This is a genomic window from Neisseria sp., assembly GCF_030523955.1.
Taxonomy (GTDB): Bacteria; Pseudomonadota; Gammaproteobacteria; order Burkholderiales; family Neisseriaceae; genus Neisseria.
Genome location: NZ_JAUNHL010000004.1, coordinates 21,300 through 47,418, shown reverse-complemented (window position 1 = coordinate 47,418; position 26,119 = coordinate 21,300). Strand labels below are relative to the sequence as shown.

Here is a 26,119-nt window from a genome sequence, read left to right as displayed (position 1 = left end):
ATTCCTTTTAAATAATCAAAATAATTAAAGAGAGATGAATGGTTTGGGTATCGATAGGATCAGTCTAACATGCTTAACCTGCTTCGATGGCACTGATAACCAAACGGTTGTCTTGGAGGAAAACTTGTACTGATTTGTGATTCAAATGAACAGGCAAATCTTGCTCGAAAGTACGGTAGATACCCGCTACGGAAACCAGCTCGGCCTGCATGGAATGGATGAAAATGCGGGCGTTGAGGTTGCCGTTGGCGCCGGCCAGCGCTCTGCCGCGCATCGGGCCGTAAATATGAATGTTGCCGTCGGCAATCAACTCCGCACCTTTGCTGACCATGCCGGTAACGATTAGATCACCGTTTTCGGCGTATACCTGTTGGCCGGAACGCACGGGCGAGGAAATGAAAATGGTCGGTTGGCTGATAACGGTGGCTTGCGGTGTGGCAGCTGGCGATTCGGCGGTAGCCATTTCGGCAGCTGCCGTCTTCGGTGGTTCTACTGCGTTTATCGGTTCGGCTGAGTGTTCGACTGCTTTGGCTGCCGGTGCTTCGCTGTTTATGTTGCCCGGATGGCTGAACGGCAGACCGTGTTTTTTTGCAACGGCCTCCCAGATGTCGTCCGAATGACGCAGGCCTGCCAAGGCAAGGCCGCAGCTGCGGATGACGGAAGCAATACCGCCGACATTGAGTTCGGCGGGATCGTTGAAGTCTTGTACGTCGAGCACGATCGGCATATTCAGCTCTTTATATTGGTCGAGACGCTGTCTTAATGCCTTATCCAGTTCACTGAGGCTGTCGGTGTGCAGCTGTAGTGCAAGGGCATCCAGACGAGCAGATTTCATGTCGAAAACGGAGCTCATATTTGAATCACTACCATAAAATTTTTAAATAGCCGAAGTTTACCGTGTTAATCGAATCTATTCAATCTGGAGGCTGTTGCGAAATAGAAAAATTCCGGCGGTGAAATGGAGTGCAGGCCTGGAAATAAAGGGATTCACGTGTGTACAAGTGTTATTTCGGCATGAATAAACTGAAGTGTTTCAGCAGCAGTTTTACAACGGATAGGGCGGATAATATGGGGTTGCAAAAAATGCCTGTCTGAATTTTTCAGACAGGCATCAGGGATTTATCCGGTAATCAATAATGTATTTATGACCGGCCGTTTTTGCGGTTATATAACAGCGAAATCATGATGGATACGCCCAGTGCGCCGAATACCACGGCCAAGGATGCGGCTACCGGGATATGGATATCCCAGATCATGATCAACATTTTGATGCCGATAAAACACAGTACGAATGCCAAGCCATAATGCAGGAATACAAAGCGGTCGGCAATGTCGGCCAACAGGAAATACATGGCACGCAGGCCGAGAATGGCAAAAATGTTGGAAGTCAGCACGATAAAGGGGTCGGTGGTAACGGCAAAGATGGCGGGAATGCTATCGACCGCAAATACTACGTCGGACAATTCCACCATGATTAACACCAATAGAAGCGGGGTGGCGATGCGCTTGCCGTTTTCAATGGTGAAGAATTTTTCGCCGTCCAATTGGTTGCTGACGCGGATGTGTTTTTGCAACCAAATCAGCATCTTATTTTGGGCAAATTCCGCTTCGTCATTGTTATCATCGTTGTGCTTGAGCATTTTGATGCCGGTATAAACCAAAAACAGGCCGAAGATGTAAAGTACCCATTGGAATTCGCTGACCAGTACCGCACCGATGAACACCATAATTGCCCGCAATATAATGGCACCAAATACGCCGTAGAGCAGAACTCGGTGCTGGTATTGCGGGGGAACTTTGAAGTAGCTGAAAATCATGAGGAATACGAATAGGTTATCGACCGCCAGCGACTTTTCCAACACGTAGCCGGTGAAATATTCCATGACTTTTTGGGTGGCAAGTTGATGCCCCAGCGCTTGGTTGTGGCCGATTTCCCAATACAGCCAGCCGCCAAAGGCGCAGGAAACCGCCACCCACACTACGGACCAAGCGAGTGCTTCCTTGGCACTAACTTTATGGGCGCCGCTTTTTTTCAGCGACAACATATCAATAGCGATCATAATCAATACCGCGACAAAGAAAACGCCGTAAAATAACGGCGATCCGACGGAAGGAGGGGTGCTCACAGTGTGTATTCCTCTTAAAATATTAAGTAATATAAACAGTTAATAGTTAAAAAATGAGGGCGTATTCTACCACAACTAAAAAGAACGCTTATGGAAAAAGCACGCGCAGGTTTGTTTGGGAGTACAACACCGCATGGTGATTTCTAAAAGTGCAAACTGACTAAATCAGTGCAATAAGATAGGCAATGCTAACAAAAACCTGTAAAACTTTTATATACACGGTTGTATCTAAGCTTCGGTACAAGAGGGTAAAATTCACGGGTTGCGATGTTGTTTCTTCGCAGTACGGCAGACTTTTCTTGTATTAACCTACCCCCAAACAGGAGTGAATCATGAAAAAAACTTTTTCTAAAATCATCGCATTGGCCGCTGTTGCCGCTTCTTTAACCGCTTGTGAAAGCATGAGCACCCAGCAGCGTAATACTGCAACCGGTGCGGTTATCGGCGGTGTGGCCGGTAATCTGATCGGTAAAGATACGGGCTCTACCTTAGGCGGTGCCGCGTTGGGTGGTGTTATCGGCAGCCAAGTAAACAGGTAAAATAAGCTTGTGCCAACTAATACAGAGGGATTTTGTAGTCTTTTAATCCTTTTGTTAAAGCTTGCTAACAGGCCGGATTTCTGAAAATAAGGAAATCCGGCCTGTTTTGCTTTGGCGTTCCGGTTTCATTAACGGGTACGGGAAGTTTCGATACCGCCGCTGATTTGGCCGTAAGCTTCGGTGTGGCTGTTGCCATTACCTGATGCAGCACAGGCGGATAACAGGAAGAGGATGAATAGACTAGACAAGAGGTTGCGGTTCATGGGAGGGCCTTTCGTTGTTGGAATAAAGCAAGAATCAAGAATTGGATGTTAGGGTCTGTTGACAATGAGCGCAACGGCGGAGTTTTTGGTCAAAAATGCCCATCTGCGGCGTTAGAGCATAGCAAACTTGCGAAGCTAAAATGCTCGCAAGGTGTTCAACCTTGCTGTGCTTTTTGCCTTGCATACGCGGTTTTTGCTTCAAAAAAAACCGCTTTGCCGGTTAATTGTCAACAGACCCGAGACAAGTATTGCCTGTTTTCGTTACCTTAAAAGAAAAGAGGCGTTGTGTCTCTATGTTTTTTCTCGGACTAAGAGCGGATTAGCCAAAAGACAGGGTTTCAGACAGGCATTTTCAGACAGGCATTCCGTTATTTTTTGATATAAGCCATTTGGCGGCGACGGCATGCAAAGGTACACTGCGTTTATTTGGATGATTGGGCGGACTGGAGTTTCGGTATGGCAAAAACCATAGCAGTAATCGGCGGCGGCTTGGCCGGTCGCTTGTGTGCCTGGCAGCTGGCGCAGGCAGGTTGGCGGGTAAGCCTGTTTGACCGTGGTGGCTGCGAGGGGGGAGAAGCGGCGGCTTATATTGCGGCGGCGATGTTGGCGCCCTTGGCCGAGGCGATTGACGCCACGCCGCTGGTTACCGCTTTGGGGCGGCAAAGCGTGGCGCGTTGGCGGCGTTTGCTTGAACAGTTGCCCGAGCAGGTGTTTCTGCAACAGGCCGGCAGTTTGGTGGTGTGGCACGCCCAAGACAAACCGTTGGCACATCAGTTCGAGCAGCAGCTCAGCCGCGCTTGGGGCGGCAGCAGCCCGGCGCAATGGTGGCAGGCGGCGCAATTGGCATCGGAAGAGCCGCAACTGGCCGGACGTTTTCAGACAGGCCTTTATCTGCCGGACGAAGGGCAGCTGGAAAACCGCCAAGTCTTATCGGCATTGGGCGCTGCTTTGGAACGCGAAAAAGTAGACTGCCGCTGGTACAGTGAAGTTAGCCCGCAGCAATTGGCGGGGCAATTCGACTGGCTGTTGGACTGCCGCGGTTTCGGTGCCAAGGCGGATTGGAATGCTGCACAAGGCAGCCGTTTGCGTGGTGTACGCGGCGAAGTGGCGCGGGTGTATGCACCGGAGGTGAGCTTGCGCCGGCCGGTGCGCCTGCTGCATCCGCGCTATCCGCTTTATATCGCGCCCAAACCCGATCATCGCTTTGTCATCGGGGCGACCCAATTGGAAAGCGAAAGCGGTGCGCCGGCCAGTGTACGATCGGGATTGGAATTGCTATCGGCTTTGTATGCGGTTCACCCGGCCTTCGGCGAGGCACAGATTCTGGAGTTGTCGTCCGGTTTGCGGCCGACGCTGAATCATCACGATCCGGAAATCCGCTTTAACAGGCAAAGCAGGATGGTGGAAGTAAACGGTTTGTTCCGTCACGGTTTTATGATTTCGCCGGCGGTAAGCGAGATTGCCGTGCAACTGATACAGGCTCTGGCAAACGATGCGCCGCTGCCGGAGGATGAAGCGGGTTTGATTTGTCGGCAGGAATAGGGCAAGCAATACGGAAATGCCTGTCTGAAAACGCTTTTAAAGGTTTTCAGACAGGCATTTTTATCATCAGGCGACAGCGTTCAAAACAACGCAGAATAGCTTATTTGCCGATACAAAAACGGGAAAAAATCACGCCCAGCAAATCGTCGGCGCTAAATTCACCGGTGATTTCGCTGCAGGCCAGTTGCGCCAAGCGCAGGTGTTCGGCCAAAAGTTCGATTTGGTTGTTAGCGCATTGCGCCGCCATTTCCAATTCGTCGCGTGCGGTTTCCAATGCCCGCAAGTGGCGGCTGCGGGCGAGAAACAGGCTTTCGCTCTCGCCCTGCCAGCCGATTTGCCGCAACAGTGCCTGTTTCAATAAATCCAGCCCTTGGCCGGTTTTGGCCGACAGGGTAATCACTTGCTCCGCGCCGCTGAGGCCTTGATGCCTGTCTGAAAACATTTGGGCATCCTCGCCGGTTAAATCGATTTTGTTGCGGATTTCGATTTTTTTCAAATCGCCGGGCAATGATTCGAGAATGGATCGGGTTTTGGCGTTGATGCCTTCGCGCGGATCGATCAGAATCAGCGCGACATCGGCTTCCCGCACCGCTTGTTGGCTGCGTTCGATACCGATTTTTTCAACGATATCGTCGGTATCGCGCAGGCCGGCGGTATCAATGATGTGTACCGGTACGCCGTCTAAAGTGATGTGTTCGCGCACGGTGTCGCGGGTGGTGCCGGCAATGTCGGTCACAATCGCCACATCGCTGCCGGCCAATGCGTTGAGCAGGCTGGATTTGCCGACATTGGGCGCGCCGACCAACACCACGTTCATCCCTTCGCGCAAAATCGCCCCTTGTGAGGCGCTGTCGAAGATTTGCTGTAATTGCTGCCGCAAGGCGACAAGCTTGCCTTTGGCATCGGCTGCTTCCAAAAAATCAATGTCTTCTTCGGGAAAATCGAGGGTAGCCTCCACCAGCATCCGCAAGGTAATCAAGTCTTCCACTAATTCGTGAATACGGCGGGAAAACGCGCCTTTGAGCGAGCGCACCGCCATGCGTGCCGCCGATTGGCTGGAGGCGTCAATCAAATCGGCCACGCTCTCGGCCTGCGCCAAATCCAGTTTATTGTTGAGAAAAGCGCGTTTGGTAAATTCGCCCGGCTCTGCAAGTTGTGCGCCCAATTCCAAACATCGTTGCAGCAGCATATTCATTACTACCGGGCCGCCGTGACCTTGTAATTCGATAACGTCCTCGCCGGTAAAACTGGCCGGTGCGGCAAAATAAAGTAACAAACCGCTGTCTATGGCGCGTTGTTCGGCATCGTAAAAATCACAGTAAAGCGCAGTACGTACGGCTGGCGTTTTGCCCCCGCTGATTTGGCGGGCAAACGGTAGCAGATTGAGGCCGGAAATACGGATCACGCCGACCCCGCCGCGCCCGGGGGCGGTAGCGATGGCGGCAATGGTGGGCGAAGCTTGGGAAGACATGGCGTTTCTCTGGGTAAAGTTTGCGGCGATTATAAAGCCGAATGGCCGAAAAATCATGTGTTAAGGTTGACGGTATCCTCTGTAGTGATGCCGAACGCCCTCTTTGGAATTTTTACAATATTTGACGACGGTCAACTTTTTTGCAGAAGCCGGTATTTTGATTACATTATTCGACTGTGTGGCTGATAGGAAGCAAGAAAAATCCGTATGGCAGTGAGGTGGTGGGGTGTTTTTATTTGTTTTCCATTCAATTCAACGGGATATGGATTTGTTTTGTATGCCGCAATCGGCATCATGAGTTTAAATTAAATGACAAGGTAATTTTTATTGGGTTGAAATGGAGGTAATCAAGAACAAAAGAACTCAAAATCGGGTTAAGAAAGCAAAGAGGAGTGTTAGAATTTGCTTGTGACATGCAGCAAGCTGTAATAAAATCACAAAAAAATGACACCGATGTCATGATAATTGTCACAATAACTTAAAGCAATAATAATCCCCGGATTGGGTAGTGTGATGTAAGTGGGAAGGGAGTACATGGCTACGATTTACGACGTTGCCAAGCTGGCCGGGGTTTCGCCAAAAACCGTTAGCAGGGTGTTGAATAATGATGCGCCGGTTCGCCCGACCACCCGCAAAGCAGTGGAGCAGGCCATAGCCGAATTAGGCTATATTCCGTTGTCTGCAGCACGTGCGATGCGATCCCACCGCAGCGGCTTGGTCGGTTTAATTACCGGTGCGATTTCGCGCGCTCCCGGCCACAGTGAATTACGCGGTCTGCCAGATATGTATTTGGTGCAGGGGGCGCAGCAGGCCGCAGCGGAAACCAGTAAAACCTTGGTGATTGCTGATACCGGAGATAAGCCGGAAAGAATTAACCAATTGTTCCGCACCTTCCGCCAACATCGGGTTGAAGGTATTGTTTATGTGGCGGAATTTCATCAAGAAGTGGATTTGCCGGTGATGCCGGATGATTGTCCGTTGGTGTTGCTCAACTGTTTCGATAGAAAAAATACGCCGGCGGTGATACCCGACGACGAATATGGGCAACGGGTGTTGGTTGAGCAAATTATTACGCACGGCCATCGCCGTATTGCTTATCTGAGTTTGCAACCAAATGCCGTAGCTACCTACTTGAGAACCATGGGCTATCGCAAAGCGCTGCTTCAGGCAGGCATTGATTACGATGCGGCTCTGGTGGAAACAGGGTATACGGATCTGCGTAACGACAGTAGCGATTTATGGTGTGCGCTTGATCGTTTGCTGGCGCTTGCGCAGCCGCCCACAGTGATTTGCTGCGGTAACGATGAAATGGCTTTGCGGGTATACGGTATTTTGCGTACACGCGGCATTCGGGTTCCGCAAGATATTGCCGTAGCCGGCTTTGATAATTACCGTGCGATTACGGAAACCCTTTTCCCACCGTTGTCCAGCGCCGAATTGCCTTATACGCAGATGGGGGCGCAAGCGGTAAAAATATTGGTGGATATGATAGAACACAACCGCATGCCGGAACCGAACCCGGTTTTGGTGCGGGGTGATGTGGTTTGGCGCTCTTCGGTATTGCCGTTGCGCCAAGAGTTGCAAATATACAGCTGACAAATCCGAATCCCGTGGCAAGGTATCGTTGATTTTGTGATGCTTGTTTTCGGGCAAGGTGTTGCCGGCTGTTGTTTTTTTGATTTCGCTTCACAACCAACACCGCCAAAAGGCGGGAACAAACGCAGTATCTAAAACAAGAAAAAACGGGCAGCCTTCCTGAAAAGGAAGGCGGCTCTTCCTCCAAATACAATCGGGTTCGGATGGCACAGCCTTCTGTTTCATCGGGCTGCGCAGGTGTTTCTAACTTTAATGCTCAGGAGGCTGAGAATGAGCATCGACTCCCAAAAACTGGCGATGACTTTCCGCCAGATTGTACTGATGAACTTCGGTTTCTTCGGTATCCAATATAGTTTCGGTTTGCAGCAGACCGCCATCAACCCGATTTTTACCTTTTTGAATGCCAACCCTGAGGAATTGCCGTTGTTGAATATGGCAGGTCCGATTACCGGTTTGCTGGTGCAGCCTTTGATTGGTGCATTGAGTGACCGCACTTGGGTAAACGGCTTGGGCAGACGCCGACCGTATTTCTTAATCGGCGCCATCGGTTGTAGCATTTGTCTGTTTTTCTATCCCCATGTAACGGCTTTGTGGATGGCTGTATTGCTGTTGTGGTTGCTGGATATCAGCAACAACACCGCGATGGAACCTTACCGTGCCTTTATCGCCGACAAATTGCCGGTTAACCAGCAACCTACCGGTTTCTTGATGCAATCCGTATTCACCGGCTTGGGTATTACCTTGGCCAACGTTTCGCTGTACTTCTTCCAGCAGTGGATGGGCGGCGAATCGTCTACCGGTATTCCTTACTGGGTGTACGGTTCTTTCTATATCGGTGCCGTGTGTTCGATCGGCTCGGTATTGATTACCGTATTTTCTACTAAAGAGAACCGTCCTTCGGATGAGGAATTGGCGGCTATGCGTGCCCAACCGCGCGGTTTGGTTCCCGCTATCCGTGAAATCAGTCATGCGATTAAAGATATGCCCAAACCCTTGTGGCAATTGGCGCTGGTGTATCTGTTCCAATGGTATGCTATGTTCATTTACTGGCAATACATTACGCTGACCATCGCCAAATCGGTATGGAATGCGGAACAGGGCGACAAGCATTTGTATGAACAGGCGGTGGGTTGGACTGGTTTGGTTAACGGCTGGTATAACATCGTTACCTTTATCTCGGCCTTTGGTTTGATGGTACTGGCGCGTAAATACCAAGCGAAATATGTACACGCGTTCTCGATTTCGCTGGCCGCTTTGGCTATGCTGATTCTGCCGCACATCAGCAACAAATTCCTGTTGTTTATCCCGATGATCGGCTTCGGTGTCGCTTGGGCTTCGATTATGGGCGTACCGTTCCTGATTGCAGTGGCGGAGGTACCGAAAGAGCGTTACGGTGTATACATGGGCATCATCAACATGATGATTGTGATTCCGATGTTGATCGAAACCGTTACCTTCGGCTTTATCTTCAAACACTTCTTGGGCGGTAACCCGCATAACGCCATGATGTTCGGCGGCGTACTGATGGCCTTGGCAGCTTTGGCTACCTTGCGCGTGCAGACCAGCCAGCGTCCTGAGAATGACTTGGAAGCGAAAGTATAGTTGTTTGGCCTGATTATAAACAGGCAGATAAATAGAAAGCCCGGATTTCACGTCCGGGATTTTTTATTTGCTGCAATGCCTGTCTGAAAAGTTGCGGTTTGCTGCTTAATGGTTAAATCCCTTGCTTAGTAACTTTATATATATAGCGGATTGAATCACTTCGATACAAGGCAGCAAGCCGCAGACAGTGCACACGTACGTAACCGATTCTGTTGCCGATTTAGCGGCTTACAAAATCGTTCTCGTTGAGCTTTGGCGCAGAGAAGCATTCACGAAAATGAATTAATCCGCTATAAGTTTTCGCTCCAGTTAACTCCTGATGAAAAATGCCTGTCTGAAATTTTTCAGACAGGCATTGGTTTGTTTAACAAGTGTTATGACCGCATGTTACGCTGCTTTTTCAGCTGTTTGGTCAATCACTACTTCCAGCCACAATACTTGATACGGTTGCAGTACCACATCCTGATCCAAGCGGATGGTTTGGTTGCTGATCAAATCATGCGCTTGTTCGGGGAGTAGTGAGAAGGTGAGGGCCGAGAGGGTTTGTTCCTGCTCGCTGAAGTTGGCCAGTACCAAAATGCTATTGTTGCGGCTGTAACCGAGCACATGGGGATTTTTGCAGTCGAAAATGCTTAAATCGCCGCCGGCGAAGCCTTCATGGCTTTGGCGCAATTCAATCAATTGGCGCAGACCTTGGTAAATTTGGCCGGCATGGGTGGACGGATCGTTACGCTGTTCGTACAGAGCAGCATCGCGAGCGGGGCGGTGTGCCCAGCGGCTGTCGTCCTGTTTGTTGACATCTTCCAGATAGCTCATGTCGTTCGGCGTACCGACTTCGTCGCCCAGATAAATCAAGGGCAGGCCGCCGGCGCTCATGATGATGCTGTGCAACAGGCGGATACGGTCGATGGCGTAAGGGTCGTCTTGCTCCAGGCCGACCAGAGAGGCGCAGGTGCCGCTGATACGGCAGTCGCCGGTATTCGGGTTGTCTTGGAACGGTACGCCGCGGGCGAAGCTGCCCTCAAAGCGGTTCACATAGAAGCGGTTGAGGAATTGGCGGTGGTTGAAGCCGTTGATGCCGAAATGGGCAGCGTCTTCGTCGGCAAACGTCCAGCCGATATCGTCATGGCAGCGTACGTAGTTCACCCAGCCGGTGTTGGCGGGCAGATTGTGGCGGAAGGTCAGCGCCTGTTGCAGCAGGTTGACGTCGCGGGTGGCCAGTGTGTTCCACAACAAGGCCATTTGCAGCGGATTGTAGGAAAGCTGGCATTCGTTCGGCGCGATGTATTGCACCACTTTGTCGGGGTGAACAATGGCCTCGGATTTGAACAACACGCTGGGTGCGGCAATCCGCATCACCGCATTGAAGGCGCGGATCAGGGCATGAGCCTGCGGCAGGTTTTCGCAGTCGGTACCCAGCTGTTTCCAGATAAAGGCTACGGCATCCATGCGCAAGATGTCTACCCCCAGATTGGCGATGAACATCATTTCGCCGGCCATGGCGCGGAATACCCAAGGGTTGCTGTAGTTCAAGTCCCATTGGAAAGAGTTGAACGTCGTCCATACCCAGCGGCCGTCCCACAATTGGGAGAACGCGCCGGGATGTTGGTCGGGGAAGATTTCGCGTACGGTGCGGTCGTATTGGTCGGGCATCCAGCGGTCGGGGAAGATGTAGTAGAAGTTGTCGTACATCGGGTCGCCGGCGGCGCAGGCTTTGGCCCATTCGTGTTCGTTGGAGGTGTGGTTGAAGATGAAATCCACTACCATGGTAATCCCCGCTTCGCGCAATGCTTCGGCAACGTCGCGCAAATCTTCGATGGTGCCCAGCGCGGGGTTGACTTCGCGGTAGCTGCTGACGGCATAGCCGCCGTCGCTCTTGCCTTCGGGGCATTTGAACAGCGGCATCAGGTGCAGGTAGGTGAGGCCGAGTTCTTTAAAATAGGGAATGGAATCGATGATGCCGCGCAAGTTGCCGGCGAATAAGTCTACATAGCACACGCCGCCGACCATTTTGTTGGAAAGAAACCAGTCGGGATTCGCTTCGCGTTCGGCGTCTTGTTGTTTCAAGGGTGCGCTGCGTTCCGCGTAACTTTGCCAAGCCATGCGCATCAGTTGCTGGAGCATGGGCAATACGGCTTCGTTGTTGCCGTATACGCTGTCCAATTCCCACATTAAGGTCGGGAAATAAGTATGCAGGCGGGTGCTGAACTGTTTCCAGTCTTCCGTTTTTTGAATGGCGGCACGCTCTTTGGCGCTATAGGCGGCCAAAATGTGATTATGGATATGTTCAAGCGTAATATTGACTTGTTGAGAGGGAGTCAACATAAGGGTCTCCTTAAAAAAACCTTGTGATCGGTCGGTTTATCGGCTTTATTCATGTTGTGAAGCTTGAAGTCTCGTCCGGTGTTTTGGAATTGCCGGGCTGCGGCCGTTCATGAATTATCCATAAAGAAGGCGTACGGAAGGTGAAGCTGAAAGACGGCCAGAAAAGTGTAAAGCGTATGGTGAACCAAGCAGCTGTCAACTGAGTTGATTAACCAAGGTTTGATGATAATGGATGGGCGGCACTATGCCTAGCGTTTCGGTTGAAATTCCAGTGTAAAAATAAGGGAAAATGCTTTGTTTACAATTTGTTTTTTCAGGAAGGGGCAGATAAAAGCTTTGTTTAGAGTAACTTATCTATTTTGCGGCACAGTGTGCGTAAGCGGGCGGTATTTTATTTTATGCTGTGATTTGTATGCTATGTTGATTGCAGCATGGAGAGCGAGGTAACAAAATTTCTTAATTCGGTTTAATGTGGAATATTATATTTAATGTCATGTATTTTAATATAAATAATTGCTTATTTAATGATATTTGATTATTGGGATTTGTTTGCTTGTGCGTACTCCCGTATAGTGAATTCGGGCTGCCGGTAGTTTGGCGGACAAAAGCAAATAGAGTCGAGAGGCAGATAATTTCTGGTTTTGAAAGACATTTTCATGCAGTTGTTCCAACAATTATCCCTACGAAATAAATAAAGGAGACAGAACATGGCCACACAATTCTTTATGCCGATTCAGAATATTTTGGGTAAAAATGCTTTGGCAGAATCGATGGCGGCAATTGCCGCGCTGGGTTTGAAAAAAGCGCTGATCGTAACCGATGGCGGTTTGAGCAAAATGGGTGTTGCCGACCAGGTTGGCCAAGAGTTGAAAAAACATGGTGTCGAATATGAGGTATTCGACGGTGTGAACCCGAATCCGACGGTTTCCAATGTGAATGACGGTTTGGCCAAGTTGAAAGCGGCCGGTGCCGATTGTGTGGTTTCGTTGGGTGGCGGTTCTTCGCACGACTGCGCCAAAGCGGTGGCCTTGGTGGCGACCAACGGCGGTAAAATCGAAGACTACGAAGGTTTGGACAAATCTAAAAAACCTCAATTGCCGCTGATTGCCATCAACACCACCGCCGGTACTGCCTCGGAAATGACCCGCTTCACCATCATTACCGATGAAACCCGTCATGTGAAAATGGCGATTGTCGATAAAAATGTGACCGCGTTGCTGTCGGTGAACGATCCTTCGTTGATGGAAGGTATGCCGGCTTCGTTGACTGCGGCCACCGGCATGGATGCGCTCACCCATGCGGTAGAGGCTTATGTTTCTACTGCTGCCTCGCCGGTTACCGATGCTTGTGCGGTCAAAGCGATTGAATTGATTGCCAAATATCTGCCGGTGGCGGTGAAAGAGCCGAAAAACAGCGAAGCGCGCGAGCAGATGGCTTATGCGCAGTTTTTGGCCGGTATGGCGTTTAATAACGCTTCTTTGGGTTACGTACATGCGATGGCGCACCAGTTGGGCGGTTTCTATGATCTGCCGCACGGCGTATGCAACGCCTTGCTGCTGCCGCATGTGGAGCGTTTCAACCAGCGTGCGGCCAAAGAACGGTTGGACGAAGTGGGCGCAATTCTGGGTGCCAACAACGCTGATTTGGCCGGCTTGGAAGTAATTGATGCGATTACTAAATTGGCTGGTATCGTGGGTATTCCGAAAACGCTGAAAGAGTTGGGCGTGAAAGAGGAAGACTTTGATGTGTTGGCGGATAATGCGCTGAAAGATGTTTGCGGCTTTACCAATCCGGTTCAGGCTAATAAAGACGAAATCATTGCGATTTTCCGTGCGGCTTTCGAGCCGGCGGCATAAGTTTGCTGTAGCAGGAAGAAAAAGCTGCCGAAGGGGGTCGGCGGCTTTTTTGTTGTTAAAAATGCCTGTCTGAAAAGTTGTTTTCAGACAGGCATTTTGATTTTGGCTTATTTTTGCCGCTTCGCCCGCGGATGGGTTGAATCGTATACCTTGGCTAAATGATCAAAATCGAGCTTGGTATAAATTTGGGTGCTGGAAAGGTTGCTATGGCCCAGTAATTCCTGAACGGCGCGGATGTCGCCGCTGGCTTGCAGCAGGTGGCTGGCGTAGCTGTGCCGCATCATATGCGGGGAGAGGTGTTGCGGGCTGCCTTGGCGTTGTGCCCAAGCTTTCAAGCGGTTTTGGATTTGGCGTTGGCCGAGGCGGCGGCCGAGACGGTTGGTAAAGAGGGCGGTTTCGCCGCCGGCTGCCTGACGTTGCGGCAGGTAGGCGCGGATGGCGGCGACGGCGGTGCGACCTAAGGGAATTTGCCGTTGTTTGTTGCCTTTGCCCCATACGCTTACCCAGCCTTCGTCCAATAACAGACTGTCGAGGTTGAGGCTGTGTACTTCGGAGAGCCGCAGGCCGCTGCCGTACATCAATTCGAAGATGGCATGGTCGCGTATTTGCAGGGTTTCGTCGTCCGGCTTGTTGTCGAGCAGCCGGTTAAGGGTTTCTTGATCGACGGCTTTGGGCAGGCGCTCGGGCGGTTTGGGGGCTTTGAGGCTGCTGATGGGGTTGTGCGGCCACAGTCCTTTATCAACCAGATAATCGCTATATTGCCGCCACGCCGAAAGTTTGCGCGCCAGGCTGCGCGGGTGCAGATTTTGCTGCGAGAGCTTTTTGAGCGCGGCGATAAATTGGGCGCGGGTGAGTTCGCCATCCGGCGGCAGCAGTTGGCATAGTTGGACCAAATCGCGCTGATAGGCGGCGACGGTGTGAGCGGATTTTCCGCTTTGTGTAAGGGTGCGCAGATAATCGGGCTGGTGTTCGGCGAACTGTAGGGGGGTCATGAAGCAAGGCCTGTCTGAAAAATAGTCAGGCGAGGCTGACTTCGATTTCCAAATCGGTCAAATCAATCTGCCATTCGTTCATGATGTGGCGAAAGAGGGCGATTTCGGCGTCGTTCAGTGCGTGGTCGCTTTTGCAGATGCGCAAAGCGGTAGCCAGCGTGTTGATGCGTTCGCTGCGGCCGTTTACTTCCGCCAGCATGGTGTTGATGCGTTCGGGATCCAGCAGGTTGATGCGGCCTTTGCCGGCTTCCGATGCGATGTCTTCCAGATAAGTGCGAAATACTTCCATAAAGCCTTGCGGGCTGATGTTGAGTGCTTCGTAAACCAGCGAGAGGTTCAATTCGTCCAGTTCGCTGGGGTCGATGTCACTGTCGGCAATCAGGCACAGGGTAAGGATGCGGGCTTGCGCTTCGGGGCTGTTGATCGGATAGGATTTCATGGCTGTTCCTTTGGATGCAAGGGGAAAAGAGGTGTTTGTAAATAAGTTTTCAGGTTTTCAGACAGGCGTACCGGCCGCTGGCGGGAATAGTCGAAACAGGCTATTTTGCTTTGTACGCGGGCGATGGTGCGGTTGTCGCTTTGGCGGATAAATTCGTATGTCAGGGTAAAACCGGCTTTGCCGATGTCGCCGACGGCCAGCGTGCAAAATAAAACGTCGCCGTAAAATGCTTGCGCCAGATAGCGAACCGCCGCTTCGGTCATAATCAGACCGCTGCCGCCGGCATCCAGCTCGCTGTAGCCTTGTTGTGCAAGCCAGCGTAGCCGGGTTTCGTGAGCGAGGCGCAAAACGGCATCGTTGGCTAAGTGATTGCCGTAGTTCAAATCGCCGACCTGTATGGTCAGTTCGGTGGCGAATAATACGGTGGAATCGGTGCTGCTAATGGTATTCATGGCATATCCTTGAGAGAGGTCAATCTTATCATTGATTGGCCGTAAAATACTGGAACTTCGGTTGTTTTGTGTTAATCTATTGATAGAAACCGTTGATATTTATTGTTGGTGAAAATGAAAGGAGCAAGTGATGTATAGCAAAATCTGTGTGCCGGTGGACAACAGTGCAGCAAGTTATCACGCCTTGGATGAGGCGCTCAAACTGGCAAGAGGAACGGGTGCGACGCTGTTTGTGTTGCATGTGATTGATTTAACCCAGTTCAGCTGGGGCGGCTCGGCTTATACCAATCGTGAGGCACTTCAAGAAGCGATTAATGCAACGGCTGCGGAAGTAATTGGTAAGGCGGAAAAAGCGGTTGCGGGTTCCGGCGTGGGCTTGGAGAGCAAAGTGGTGGAAAATGCCGGCGAGCGTGTGGCCGATATTTTGCTGGAAGAGGCAGAGGCTGCCGGTTGCGATATGATTGCGATGGGTACGCACGGCTATGGCGGTGTGTTGCATTTGCTGATGGGTTCTGTAGCCGAAGGCGTAATGCGCAAAACCAATCTTCCGGTTTTGCTGGTGCGCCGCAGCGACGATGAATAGCTCAGGGGCGTTACCCTTAAAGGAACAAGACGCAAGAATGCCTGTCTGAAAACGATCAATCCGGTTTTCAGACAGGCATTCTTGCTGATGGTCTGATTAAGCCCGTTTTAATAAAGTAGGCGCATGTACTAGGGCATTGAGGCAAGTGACGATTTGGGGTTCGGCCACTTTGCTCAAATCAAATTTTTCAGATTGCGCAAGCCAAGTATGCAGCAGGCCGGTTACGGTGGATTGGATGAACAGTACCGCCAGCGGAATATCGAGATTCTCCGGCAAGGATTTCTGTTTGACGCAGGCGCTCACCGCTGAAGTCAGCAAGGTGTTCCACATGTCGGAATAATTCCGCATAAGCAAGGTAATCGACTGATTTTGTTTGGTATGCTCGCATTTTAGATGCAGGATATTGCAAAATTTATGGTGGGCGTCATTGTGTTGCACCCGATGAACCATGTCTATCAGGCTGCGTTGGAAATTCACCCATAAATCGGGCGTATCTTTTTGAATGTCCTCTTGCAGTTCTTGGCTGATGTCCTGAAAAAGATGCTGGAATAGGGCGTCAAACAAATCTTCCTTATTTTTGAAGTGCCAATAAAGCGCACCTCGAGTTACCCCCGCATTCTGTGCGATTTCATTCAGCGAAGCGCGTGATACGCCTCGTTCGTAAAAGACATCGAGTGCGGAAAACATTAAATATTCACGGGTCTTGAGGGCTTCTGCCTTGGTTCTTCTCATAAGATGGCCTGTGTTTCGAGTGGTTTGAGATTTATTTTTTAAGGTTTGTAAAACGTAAATGGTGCCTGAATTATAAAAAACAACTTTATTACATGCAAGCATGTATGTATAATTGTTTGCCCAAATACTCTGATAAGAGTATAAAGTTTATAAAATATAAAAGTTTATGGCTATCGGAATGTGCCTTTTTCAGGAAAGGTAAATGCGGATGGCCTGACTTTATTTGTAAAAAAAGTACAAATCAACCAGATTTCTGATAGGAAAGCAGAATGTCTTTTACACAATTTCAAGTTAGAGCTTTACGTTCGGCAATATTGGCAGCAGCAGTGGCCGGTGCATTGGCTGCCTGTAGCGGAGAGAGCGGGCAGCAAGCGGCCGGAGGCGGTGCGGCGGCATCGGGTGCGCAACAGGCACCTGCGCCGGTAGTCGGCGTGGTAACGGTCCAGCCCCAACGTATTACCATCAGCACCGATCTGCCCGGCCGTTTGGAGTCGCGCCGCTCGGCCGATATTCTGCCGCAGGTGAGCGGCATTATTAAAAAGCGCCTGTTTCAAGAGGGCAGCTATGTGAAAGCCGGCCAGGCTTTGTATCAATTGGATGATGTAACTTATATCGCTTCTTTGGAAAGTGCGCGTGCCGAGCTGGCTTCCGCACAGGCAACGCTGGCCAAAGCCAATGCCGACTTGGCGCGTTATAAGCCTCTGGTGGCGGCCGATGCCATTAGTAAACAAGAATATGATGCGGCCGTCCAGTCCAAGCGTTCGGGCGAAGCCGCTGTGAAAGCGGCGCAAGCAGCAATCCGCTCCGCGCAAATCAATGTAGACCGCTCCCGTATCAGCGCGCCGATATCCGGTTATATCGGCCAGTCTTATGCATCGGAAGGTGCATTGGTCAGCGCCGGTAGTACTACACGGCTCGCTACCATCCAACAAACCAATCCCATGTATGTGAATCTCACGCAATCTGCAACCGAAGCCATGAAGCTTCGCCAAGATATTGCCGATGGGAAAATGGCGGCGGTAAACGGTGCGGTGGAAGTGGATATCAAACTTGAAAACGGCCAAACTTATGCGCACAAAGGCCGTTTGTTGTTCGCCGACCCGACGGTAGACGAAACCACCGGGCAGGTAACTTTGCGTGCAGAAGTGCCTAATCCCGATAATATTTTGCTGCCCAATTTATATGTGCGCGTGAGTCTGCCGCAGGCCGATATGGATAATATATTCGTTGTGCCTCAGCAAGCCGTTACCCGCGGTCAAAAGAATACCGTAATGATTGTCAACGCTCAGGGCGGCATGGAGCCGCGTGTGGTGACCGTTGCACAGCAATACGGCACCAATTGGATTATTAGCGAAGGCCTCAAAGCCGGTGATAAAGTGATTGTGGACGGTACGTCGATTGCCGGCATGATGCAGGCGAAAAAAGTAACGCCTAAAGAATGGACGCCCCCCGCTTCCCAAGCCTCGCAAGCCGCCGTCCCGGCAACCGGTGCGCAGGCCGCATCCGGCGCACAGAATGCATCGGCTGCTCAAAAAGCTTCGGCAGTACAAGCCGCTCCCGCTTCCGGCGAGAAGAAATAAGGGAGTGATACATGCCTAAGTTTTTTATTGATCGCCCTATCTTTGCATGGGTTATCGCGATTTTTATCATGATCGCCGGTGTGCTCGGTATTACCCAGCTACCGGTTACGCAATATCCTTCCGTTGCTTCACCAACCATCACGCTGACCGCCACTTATCCGGGTGCGTCGGCCAAAGAGATGGAAGACAGCGTACTGGCGGTAATCGAGCGAAATATGTACGGCGTGGAAGGGTTGGATTACATCACCACATCATCAACCTCCAGCGGAAGCGGTACCGTAACGTTGACTTTCACGCCGGAGACCAATGAAGATATCGCACAGGTAAACGTGCAGAATAAGCTTTCCGAAGTGACTTCTACGCTGCCCTCGGCAGTGCAGCAGAACGGCGTAACCGTATCGAAAGCGCGTTCCAACTTCCTGATGGTGGTGATGCTCTCGTCCGACACCAAATCTACCGAGGAAATGGCCGATTATGCACAACGTAACATTATTCCCGAGTTGCAGCGTGTAGACGGCGTGGGTAACGTGAATCTGTTTGGCTCGCAACGCGCGATGCGTGTGTGGGTAGATCCTCAGAAGTTGAAAAACTACAACCTCTCTTTCTCAGATGTTACTTCGGCAATTTCTGCGCAAAATGCCCAGATCGCGGCCGGTTCCGTAGGTGATTTGCCGGCAGTGCAAGGACAAACCATTTCGGCTACGGTTACGGCGGACGGCCAACTGTCTACCGAAGAGGGTTTTGGCAACATCATGTTGCGTTCGACTACCAGTGGCGCCAATGTGTATCTGCGCGATGTGGCTAAAATTTCTTTGGGTAGCCAAAGTTACAGCAGCTCCACCCGCCTGAACGGCAAACCGACTGTGGGCATGGGTATTTCTTTGTCCAACAGCGGTAACGCCACTGCGGCGGCGGCAGAAATCAAGACCAAGATGGCCGAGTTGCAGAAATATTTCCCGGAAGGGGTAACTTGGACGGCACCGTATGACACTTCTACCTTCGTATCGCTTTCCATTGAAAAAGTGATTCATACGCTGATCGAAGCGATTGTGCTGGTATTCTTGGTAATGTTCCTGTTCCTGCAAAATATCCGCTATACCATTATTCCTACGATTGTGGTGCCGATTTCGCTATTGGGTGCGTTTGCCTGTATTTATTATCTGGGCATGTCCATCAACGTGATGACGATGTTCGCCATGGTATTGGTTATCGGTATTGTGGTGGATGATGCGATTGTGGTGGTGGAGAACGTCGAGCGGATTATGGCCGAAGAAAAATTGCCTCCGAAAGAAGCGACCAAAAAAGCGATGGGGCAGATTTCCGGTGCGGTTATCGGTATTACCGCCGTATTGATTTCGGTGTTTGTTCCGATGACCATGTTCAGCGGTGCTACCGGTAATATTTATAAACAATTTGCCGCAACCATGGCTTTGGCGATTGCCTTCTCTGCTTTCCTCGCTTTGTCGCTAACTCCTGCTTTGTGCGCCACTTTGCTCAAGCCCTTGAAAGACGGACATCACGAGAAAAAAGGCTTTTTCGGCTGGTTCAACCGCAAATTCGATACCGCTACCCACGGCTATTCCGGCTTAGTGGCCAAAGTGGTTCATAAAGTCGGTCGCATGACGATTGTTTATCTGGCACTGGCTGCAGGTGCGGCTTTATTAATCACCAAATTACCGACCGCCTTCCTGCCGCAGGAAGACCAAGGCTATGTAATGGTGAGCGTGCAACTGCCGGCCGGTGCCACCAAAGAGCGTACCGATGCGACTTTGGAAACCGTTAACAAGATTGCCACCGGCATGCCTGAAGTGCAAAATCTGATTGCCATTTCCGGCTTTAGTTTCTCCGGTTCCGGCCAGAATATGGCGATGGCGTTTGCCACACTGAAAGATTGGAGCGAACGTACTGCTGAAGGTAGTGATGCAGCTTCGGTAGCCAATAAAATGATGGGGGCATTTATGGGCAATATTCGGGACGGTGTGGCCTTTGCATTGAATCCGCCTCCGATTATGGAATTGGGCAATGACTCCGGTTTCTCATTCTACTTGCAAGACCGTAACAACAGCGGCCACGAAGCATTGTTGGCCAAGCGTAACGAGTTATTGGGTAAAATGCGCCAAAATACTGCCATGTTTGATCCGCAAAACGTACGCAGTAGCGGCTTGGAAGATGCACCGCAGCTGAAAATTGATATCAATCGCGAAGCTGCTGCTGCGCAAGGCATTGATTTTTCTTCCATCCGCTCCGTATTGATGACTGCTTTGGGTTCCACTTATGTGAACGATTTCCCGAATCAGGGCCGCTTGCAACGGGTAATCGTACAAGCCGATGCCAATGCACGTATGCAGCCGGAAGATATTCTGAATCTGACAGTGAACAACAGCAGTGGTGTCGCAGTACCTTTATCGACGGTTGCCACCGTGAAATGGGAAAGCGGCCAAGAGCAGAGCGTGCGCTTCAACGGCTATCCCGCCATGCAGCTGACCGGTGCGCCGGCCAACGGAAAATCCACGGGCGAGGCAATGGCCGAAGTGCAGAAAATGGTGGATGACTTAGGCGGTGGTTATAGCTTGGAATGGGCCGGTCAGTCGCGCGAAGAAGCCAAAGGTTCGTCGCAAACCATGCTTTTATACGGTTTCGCTGCTGTTGCAGTGTTCTTGGCACTGGCTGCGCTGTATGAAAGCTGGTCGATTCCGCTGGCCGTGATTTTGGTTGTACCGTTGGGTATTCTGGGTGTCGGTTTAGGCGCTTTGATGAGGGGCACTGAGAACGACATTTATTTCACCATCGGTATGATTACGGTAATGGGCTTGAGTGCGAAAAATGCGATTTTGATTATTGAATTTGCCAAAGAGCAGCAAGAAGCAGGCAAAAACATTATCAATGCCGCATTGGAAGCCGCACATTTGCGTTTCCGCCCGATTTTGATGACCTCTTTCGCCTTTATTCTGGGCGTGGTGCCCTTGTATATCGCTACCGGCGCCAGCTCGGGTGCGCAGCGTGCCATTGGTACCGCTGTATTCTGGGGGATGTTGATTGGTACTTTGCTGTCGGTCTTCTTGGTACCGCTTTTCTATGTACTGATCCGTGGTTTATTCAAGGGTAAGAAAACCCCGCCTCCCGCTGAGACAGTTGCACCGTTAAGCTTAGAAAAAGAGAGTCATTAAAAGCTATTGATATAGCGGCAGGCCTGTCTGAAAATACGGCGGGCTTGCCGCAAAGGAATTTTTTATGAACAGTATTTCTTTCAAACCCATTGCCGCGGCATTGGCAGCAAGTTTTGTTTTATCTGCTTGTGCCATGATTCCGAAATACGAACAGCCGCAGGTGAGCGTACCGGAAACATTCAAATACGATACGCAGCCGGAAACTGGCATTCAGGCCGCCGCACTCGGTTGGCAGGATTATTTCGCCGACCCCCGCTTGCACCGCTTGATTGAAATTGCGTTGGTGCGCAATACAGATTTGCGCGCCGCCGCGCTCAATTCCGAAGCCTTGCGCAAACAATATATGATTCAGCGTGCTAACTTATTGCCGGGGATCAATGCCACTGGTACCGGTTCGCGAGGTCGTACTGCTGCTGATTTGAGTAGTACCGGTAATTCTTATGTTTCTTCAGCTTATACCGTAGGTTTGGGCGTGACTTCTTATGAAATCGATTTGTTCGGCAAAGTACGCAGCAATACCGAAGCGGCATTGCAGAGCTATTTCCAGAGTGTCGCCGCCCGCGATTCGGCGCAGATGACCTTGGTGGCTTCGGTTGCCAAAGCCTATTTCAACGGGCTTTACGCTCAAGAGAGCATGGCACTGGCCGAGCGTGTGTTAAAAACACGCGAGCAAACCTACAAGCTCACCCAGTTGAAACACAAAGCCGGCGTAGTTTCTGCGGTCGATTTGCGCCAACAGGAAGCTTTAATTGAATCGGCTAAAGCGGATTACGCAACGGCGGTGCAAAACAAGGAGCAAGCCGATAATGCGTTGGCGGTACTGATCAACCAGCCGCTACCTACCGATTTGCCTGCGCCCTTATCTTTGAACCAGCAATTCAAAATCAGCCGCTTGCCTGCAGGCTTGAGCTCGGATGTGATGCTGAACCGGCCGGATATCCGCTCCGCCGAATATGCCTTGAAACAGGCCAACGCCAATATCGGTGCGGCACGTGCCGCCTTCTTCCCCAGTATCAGCCTCACCAGTACCATCGGTACCGGCTCAACCGAATTAAGCGGCTTGTTTAAAGGCGGCAATGGCACATGGTCGTTTGCGCCAACGATTAATCTGCCGATTTTCAACTGGGGCAGCAACAAAGCCAATTTGGATTACGCCAAAATCATGCAGCAGGTGGAAGTGGTGAACTATGAAGCCGCGGTACAAGCTGCTTTCCAAGACGTTTCCAATGCCCTGGTGGCACGCGAACAACTGGATAAAAGCAATGCTGCTTTAACCAAACAGAGCAAGGCTTATGCTGATTCGTTGCGCCTGATTAATCTGCGCTACCGCCACGGCGTATCCAGCGCGCTCGATTTACTCGATGCCGAACGCAGCAGCTACAGCGCCGATACCGCGTTGCTGGCCAACCAGCTGACCCGTTTGGAAAATCTGGCCGATTTGTATAAAGCGCTCGGCGGCGGTTTGAAACAAACTACCTGGCAAGAGGCAGCTGTGCAGCCTTAATAGTTCAATATCAAGAAATGCCTGTCTGAAACTTTCAGACAGGCATTTTTATTTCAGATTTCCTGAGACCTTTGTAAAAAAGGGCGTAAGGGCAATAAGATCAAGTTTATTAAAGATTATTTCTCTATAGCAGATTAACTTAACTTTCGCTACGGCGTTGCTGCGCCTTGCCGTACTACTTGTACTGTCTGCGGCTTGCTGCCTTGTATCGAAAATTAATTAAATCTGCTATATTGAGAAGCCTAAATATAGTCGATTCAAATAAAATATCCGGCGGAGCGCGGACGTTTTCGTCCGCTTTTTATGTATGATTCTGGATATTTTGCGGACGGGGATGTCCGCGCTCCAATCTCGGAGTTTTATTTTAAATCCACTATAGTACCCATTTTGTCCTTTACGCCTAAATCCGCTATATTTACTCAGCCAACTGCTTTGCATGAAAAGTTTTCTGAAATCCATCAACAAAATAAATGCCTGTCTGAAACTTTCAGACAGGCATTTATATACAGTAAACAACTTACCATTATGCGGTTACAGCGAACGGGCTACCTCGATAATATCGAACGCTTCCACTTGGTCGCCTTCCATGATTTCGTTGTAGTTTTTCAGCATCAGACCGCACTCGAAGCCTTGTTTCACTTCTTTCACATCATCTTTGAAACGTTTGAGCGATTCGAGTTCGCCGGTATGGATAACCACATTGTTGCGAATCAGGCGGATATGGCTGTCGCGTTTGATCACGCCGTCGGTCACCATACAGCCGGCGATATTGCCCACTTTGGAGATGCTGATAACTTGGCGGATTTCCACGGTGCCGGTAATCTGCTCCTTCTCTTCCGGCGCCAGCATGCCGCTCATGGCTGCTTTTACATCGTCGATGGCATCGTAAATGATGTTGTAATAGCGGATTTCCACGTCTTCGGTTTCTGCCAGCTTGCGGGCGGAGGCATCCGCACGCACGTTAAAGCCGATAATGAATGCTCCCGAAGCAATCGCCAGGTTCACATCACTTTCGGTAATGCCGCCCACGCCGCTGTGCAATACGGCGACTTTCACCTCGTCGGTAGACAGTTTTTGCAGGCTGCCGGCCAATGCTTCGTAAGAACCCTGCACGTCGGCCTTGATGATAACTGACAGGCTTTGCGCCTGACCTTCGCCCATGTTGTTGAACATGTTTTCCAGCTTGGCGGCTTGCTGCTTGGCCAAACGCACGTCGCGGTATTTGCCTTGGCGGAACAGCGCGATTTCGCGGGCCTTTTTCTCGTCGGCCAATACCATCGCATCTTCGCCGGCATTGGGTACGTCCGATAAGCCTAAGATTTCCACCGGGATAGACGGGCCGGCTGATTCGATCGGGCGGCCGTTTTCATCCATCATGGCGCGTACTTTACCGAAGGCAGTGCCGGCCAGCAGCATATCGCCTTTTCTCAGCGTACCGCTTTGTACCAGCAGGGTAGAGACGGCGCCGCGGCCTTTGTCGAGGCGGGCTTCGACGATAATACCTTTGGCTGGTGCCTGTTCCGGTGCTTTCAGTTCCAATACTTCGGCCTCCAGCAACACGGCTTCCAACAGGGCATCGATGTTGATGCCTTTTTTGGCGGATACGTCGATAAATTGGACATCGCCGCCCCAGTCGTCCGGAATCACTTCGTGTTGGGTGAGTTCTTGGCGGATGCGCTCCGGGTTGGCAGAGTCTTTATCGATTTTGTTGACCGCCACCACAATCGGTACGCCCGCCGCTTTGGCATGGGCGATCGCTTCGATGGTTTGCGGCATCACGCCGTCGTCGGCGGCTACCACCAGAATCACGATATCCGTGGCTTGCGCACCGCGGGCACGCATGGCGGTAAACGCTTCGTGACCGGGCGTATCGAGGAAGGTAATCACACCGCGCGGGGTTTCTACATGATAGGCACCGATGTGCTGGGTAATACCGCCGGCTTCACCCTCCACCACTTTGGCGCGGCGGATATAGTCGAGTAACGAAGTTTTACCGTGATCGACGTGACCCATCACCGTTACTACCGGCGGGCGCGGCAACAGCTCGGCTTCGGTATGCTCTTGGCTATCTGTACCCAAGAAAGCTTCCGGATCATCGATAGCGGCCGGTTTGCCGATGTGGCCCATTTCTTCAACTACAATCAATGCGGTTTCCTGATCAAGCGATTGGTTGATGGTAACCATCATGCCCATTTTCATAAGGGTTTTCACGACTTCTACGCCTTTAACTGCCATTTTGTGCGCCAGATCGGCCACGGTGATGGTTTCCGGAATCAAGACTTCGTGTACCACCGGCTCGGTCGGTGCTTGGAAGGCATGTTGGTTCGGTTCCAACTTCAGTTGTTTCTTGCCTTTTTTACCGCCGCCGCGCACGCGGCCTTCGTCATCCCCGCCGCGGTCGCGGCCGCCTTTAGCTTTTCCTGCTTTGCCGCGCGGTTGGTTATCGACTTCATCGCGGTTGCGGCGGTCTTCTTTCTTGCGGCTGCCGCTGCTCGGATTGGCGGTTTCACTGTTGCCCGGCTTGGCCGTCGCTGTATTGCCGGTTGCTGCCAGCGGTGTTTTTTCGGTCGGTTTGGCTGAGCGCGGTTCGTTGGATTTTGCTTTCTGAGCGCTGCGCGCTTCTTCCTGAGCCAGTTTCTTCGCTGCTTCGCGACGCAGTTGGCGTTCCTGGCGTTCCTGTTTCTCTTTTAGCAAAGCTTCCTGATGGGCACGCAATGCGGCGGCACGACGGGCTTCTTCGTCGCGCGCGGCCTGTTCTTCGGCGCTGACAACTTCTACCGGTTGCGGTGTCGGTTTGGCTTTGCGGTTGGAATGGTTTTGCTTGTTGGCAGGAGCCTCTTCTACGGCTTTCGGTTCAGCCTTTGCTGATTCGGCTGCCATTGCGGCGGCTTGTGCTGCTTCACGTTCCTGTTGCTCGCGCGCTTGCTGCTCGGCCGCCTCTTTTTCGGCGCGGGCTTTCTCTTCTGCGGCCAAACGTGCTTCAGCTTCAGCTTTGGCTTGTGCGGCGGCTGCTTCTGCTGCTTGCTGCTCCTGTTGTGCCGCTTTGGCTTTCGCTTCTGCAGCCAATTCTTCGCTTGAGGGAACGACTACTTGGCGGCGGGTACGGCGGGTTTCTACTTGTACGCCGTCTACGGTACTGCGTTCGGTTTTTTTACGGCCGATGCTGATGGTACCGCCTTGGGTGTCATGGCTTTTTCGTAAAAAAGCCAGTAGTTTTTCTTTGTCGTCGGCGGTGATGTTGTCGCTGCCGGATACTTTGTGTACGCCGGCACTTTCAAGCTGTTTGAGCAGCTCGGCCACCGGTTTTTTTAACTCGGCAGCAAATTGTTCTACGGTACTGTTACTCATGC

General features: G+C 51.2%; 19 protein-coding genes. 9 read left to right on the top strand and 10 right to left on the bottom strand.

What is annotated here, in order from left to right:
* Positions 1-73: 73 nt before the first annotated feature.
* Both minC and Q4C79_RS01645 read right to left on the bottom strand, forming a co-directional pair.
* A complete protein-coding gene (minC, locus tag Q4C79_RS01650; protein ID WP_303089300.1) occupies positions 74-853 on the bottom strand; it encodes a septum site-determining protein MinC in 780 nt (259 codons plus the stop codon).
* A 289-nt stretch (positions 854-1,142) separates the two neighbouring features.
* On the bottom strand, positions 1,143-2,126 hold the full coding sequence (locus Q4C79_RS01645) for a TerC family protein (protein WP_303089299.1): 984 nt from the start codon (positions 2,124-2,126) through the stop codon (positions 1,143-1,145).
* 332 nt (positions 2,127-2,458) lie between these two features.
* On the opposite strand from Q4C79_RS01645, the gene Q4C79_RS01640 reads away from it, so the two are divergent.
* Complete coding sequence (locus Q4C79_RS01640; RefSeq protein ID WP_303089298.1) at positions 2,459-2,665, top strand: glycine zipper 2TM domain-containing protein; 207 nt, start codon at positions 2,459-2,461, stop codon at positions 2,663-2,665.
* Positions 2,666-2,793: 128 nt separating this feature from the next.
* Here Q4C79_RS01640 and Q4C79_RS01635 read toward each other — a convergent pair whose 3' ends face one another.
* Positions 2,794-2,928, bottom strand: a complete 135-nt coding sequence (locus tag Q4C79_RS01635; RefSeq protein WP_303089297.1) for a hypothetical protein — start codon at positions 2,926-2,928, stop codon at positions 2,794-2,796.
* Between the two features lie 456 nt (positions 2,929-3,384).
* Between Q4C79_RS01635 and Q4C79_RS01630 the strand changes: the two genes are divergently transcribed.
* On the top strand, positions 3,385-4,470 hold the full coding sequence (locus Q4C79_RS01630; protein ID WP_303089296.1) for an FAD-dependent oxidoreductase: 1,086 nt from the start codon (positions 3,385-3,387) through the stop codon (positions 4,468-4,470).
* Between the two features lie 100 nt (positions 4,471-4,570).
* Here the strand turns inward: Q4C79_RS01630 and mnmE are convergent, their stop codons facing one another.
* Positions 4,571-5,941: a tRNA uridine-5-carboxymethylaminomethyl(34) synthesis GTPase MnmE gene (gene mnmE, locus Q4C79_RS01625; RefSeq protein WP_303089295.1), complete on the bottom strand. Its 1,371-nt coding sequence runs from the start codon at positions 5,939-5,941 to the stop codon at positions 4,571-4,573.
* Between the two features lie 534 nt (positions 5,942-6,475).
* Here mnmE and Q4C79_RS01620 point away from each other — a divergent pair.
* Both Q4C79_RS01620 and Q4C79_RS01615 read left to right on the top strand, forming a co-directional pair.
* Positions 6,476-7,537 carry a LacI family DNA-binding transcriptional regulator gene (locus Q4C79_RS01620; protein WP_303089294.1) on the top strand — a complete coding sequence of 354 codons (1,062 nt, stop codon included), beginning with the start codon at positions 6,476-6,478 and terminating at the stop codon, positions 7,535-7,537.
* Between the two features lie 270 nt (positions 7,538-7,807).
* Entirely contained in the window at positions 7,808-9,139 is a 1,332-nt protein-coding gene (locus Q4C79_RS01615; RefSeq protein ID WP_303089293.1) for an MFS transporter, read from the top strand.
* A gap of 387 nt (positions 9,140-9,526) precedes the next feature.
* Here the strand turns inward: Q4C79_RS01615 and Q4C79_RS01610 are convergent, their stop codons facing one another.
* The gene (locus Q4C79_RS01610; RefSeq protein ID WP_303089292.1) at positions 9,527-11,464 is read right to left on the bottom strand and encodes an amylosucrase; all 1,938 of its coding nucleotides are present in this window, start codon (positions 11,462-11,464) and stop codon (positions 9,527-9,529) included.
* A gap of 707 nt (positions 11,465-12,171) precedes the next feature.
* Between Q4C79_RS01610 and Q4C79_RS01605 the strand changes: the two genes are divergently transcribed.
* A complete protein-coding gene (locus Q4C79_RS01605) occupies positions 12,172-13,320 on the top strand; it encodes an iron-containing alcohol dehydrogenase (RefSeq protein ID WP_303089291.1) in 1,149 nt (382 codons plus the stop codon).
* A 107-nt stretch (positions 13,321-13,427) separates the two neighbouring features.
* Here Q4C79_RS01605 and Q4C79_RS01600 read toward each other — a convergent pair whose 3' ends face one another.
* From Q4C79_RS01600 to Q4C79_RS01590, 3 genes are read right to left on the bottom strand one after another with little or no spacing between them, the layout of a single operon-like run.
* Complete coding sequence (locus Q4C79_RS01600) at positions 13,428-14,312, bottom strand: tyrosine-type recombinase/integrase (RefSeq protein WP_303089290.1); 885 nt, start codon at positions 14,310-14,312, stop codon at positions 13,428-13,430.
* Positions 14,313-14,337: 25 nt separating this feature from the next.
* Entirely contained in the window at positions 14,338-14,751 is a 414-nt protein-coding gene (locus tag Q4C79_RS01595; RefSeq protein ID WP_303089289.1) for a hypothetical protein, read from the bottom strand.
* Complete coding sequence (locus Q4C79_RS01590) at positions 14,748-15,203, bottom strand: thioesterase family protein (RefSeq protein ID WP_303089288.1); 456 nt, start codon at positions 15,201-15,203, stop codon at positions 14,748-14,750. The genes Q4C79_RS01595 and Q4C79_RS01590 overlap by 4 nt, the downstream gene beginning before the upstream one ends.
* A 130-nt stretch (positions 15,204-15,333) precedes the next feature.
* Here Q4C79_RS01590 and Q4C79_RS01585 point away from each other — a divergent pair, with 130 nt between their 5' ends.
* Complete coding sequence (locus Q4C79_RS01585) at positions 15,334-15,786, top strand: universal stress protein (RefSeq protein ID WP_303089287.1); 453 nt, start codon at positions 15,334-15,336, stop codon at positions 15,784-15,786.
* Between the two features lie 96 nt (positions 15,787-15,882).
* Here Q4C79_RS01585 and Q4C79_RS01580 read toward each other — a convergent pair whose 3' ends face one another.
* Positions 15,883-16,518 (bottom strand): TetR family transcriptional regulator, encoded by a 636-nt coding sequence (locus Q4C79_RS01580; RefSeq protein WP_303089286.1) that lies wholly within the window; start codon positions 16,516-16,518, stop codon positions 15,883-15,885.
* 269 nt (positions 16,519-16,787) lie between these two features.
* Between Q4C79_RS01580 and Q4C79_RS01575 the strand changes: the two genes are divergently transcribed.
* The 3 genes from Q4C79_RS01575 to Q4C79_RS01565 all read left to right on the top strand — a co-directional run bounded on the left by Q4C79_RS01575 (position 16,788) and on the right by Q4C79_RS01565 (position 22,769).
* Entirely contained in the window at positions 16,788-18,098 is a 1,311-nt protein-coding gene (locus tag Q4C79_RS01575) for an efflux RND transporter periplasmic adaptor subunit (protein ID WP_303089285.1), read from the top strand.
* 11 nt (positions 18,099-18,109) lie between these two features.
* Positions 18,110-21,265, top strand: a complete 3,156-nt coding sequence (locus Q4C79_RS01570) for an efflux RND transporter permease subunit (RefSeq protein ID WP_303089284.1) — start codon at positions 18,110-18,112, stop codon at positions 21,263-21,265.
* 64 nt (positions 21,266-21,329) lie between these two features.
* Positions 21,330-22,769: an efflux transporter outer membrane subunit gene (locus tag Q4C79_RS01565; RefSeq protein WP_303089283.1), complete on the top strand. Its 1,440-nt coding sequence runs from the start codon at positions 21,330-21,332 to the stop codon at positions 22,767-22,769.
* A gap of 531 nt (positions 22,770-23,300) precedes the next feature.
* Here Q4C79_RS01565 and infB read toward each other — a convergent pair.
* On the bottom strand, positions 23,301-26,117 hold the full coding sequence (infB, locus tag Q4C79_RS01560) for a translation initiation factor IF-2 (protein ID WP_303089282.1): 2,817 nt from the start codon (positions 26,115-26,117) through the stop codon (positions 23,301-23,303).
* Positions 26,118-26,119: the final 2 nt, after the last annotated feature.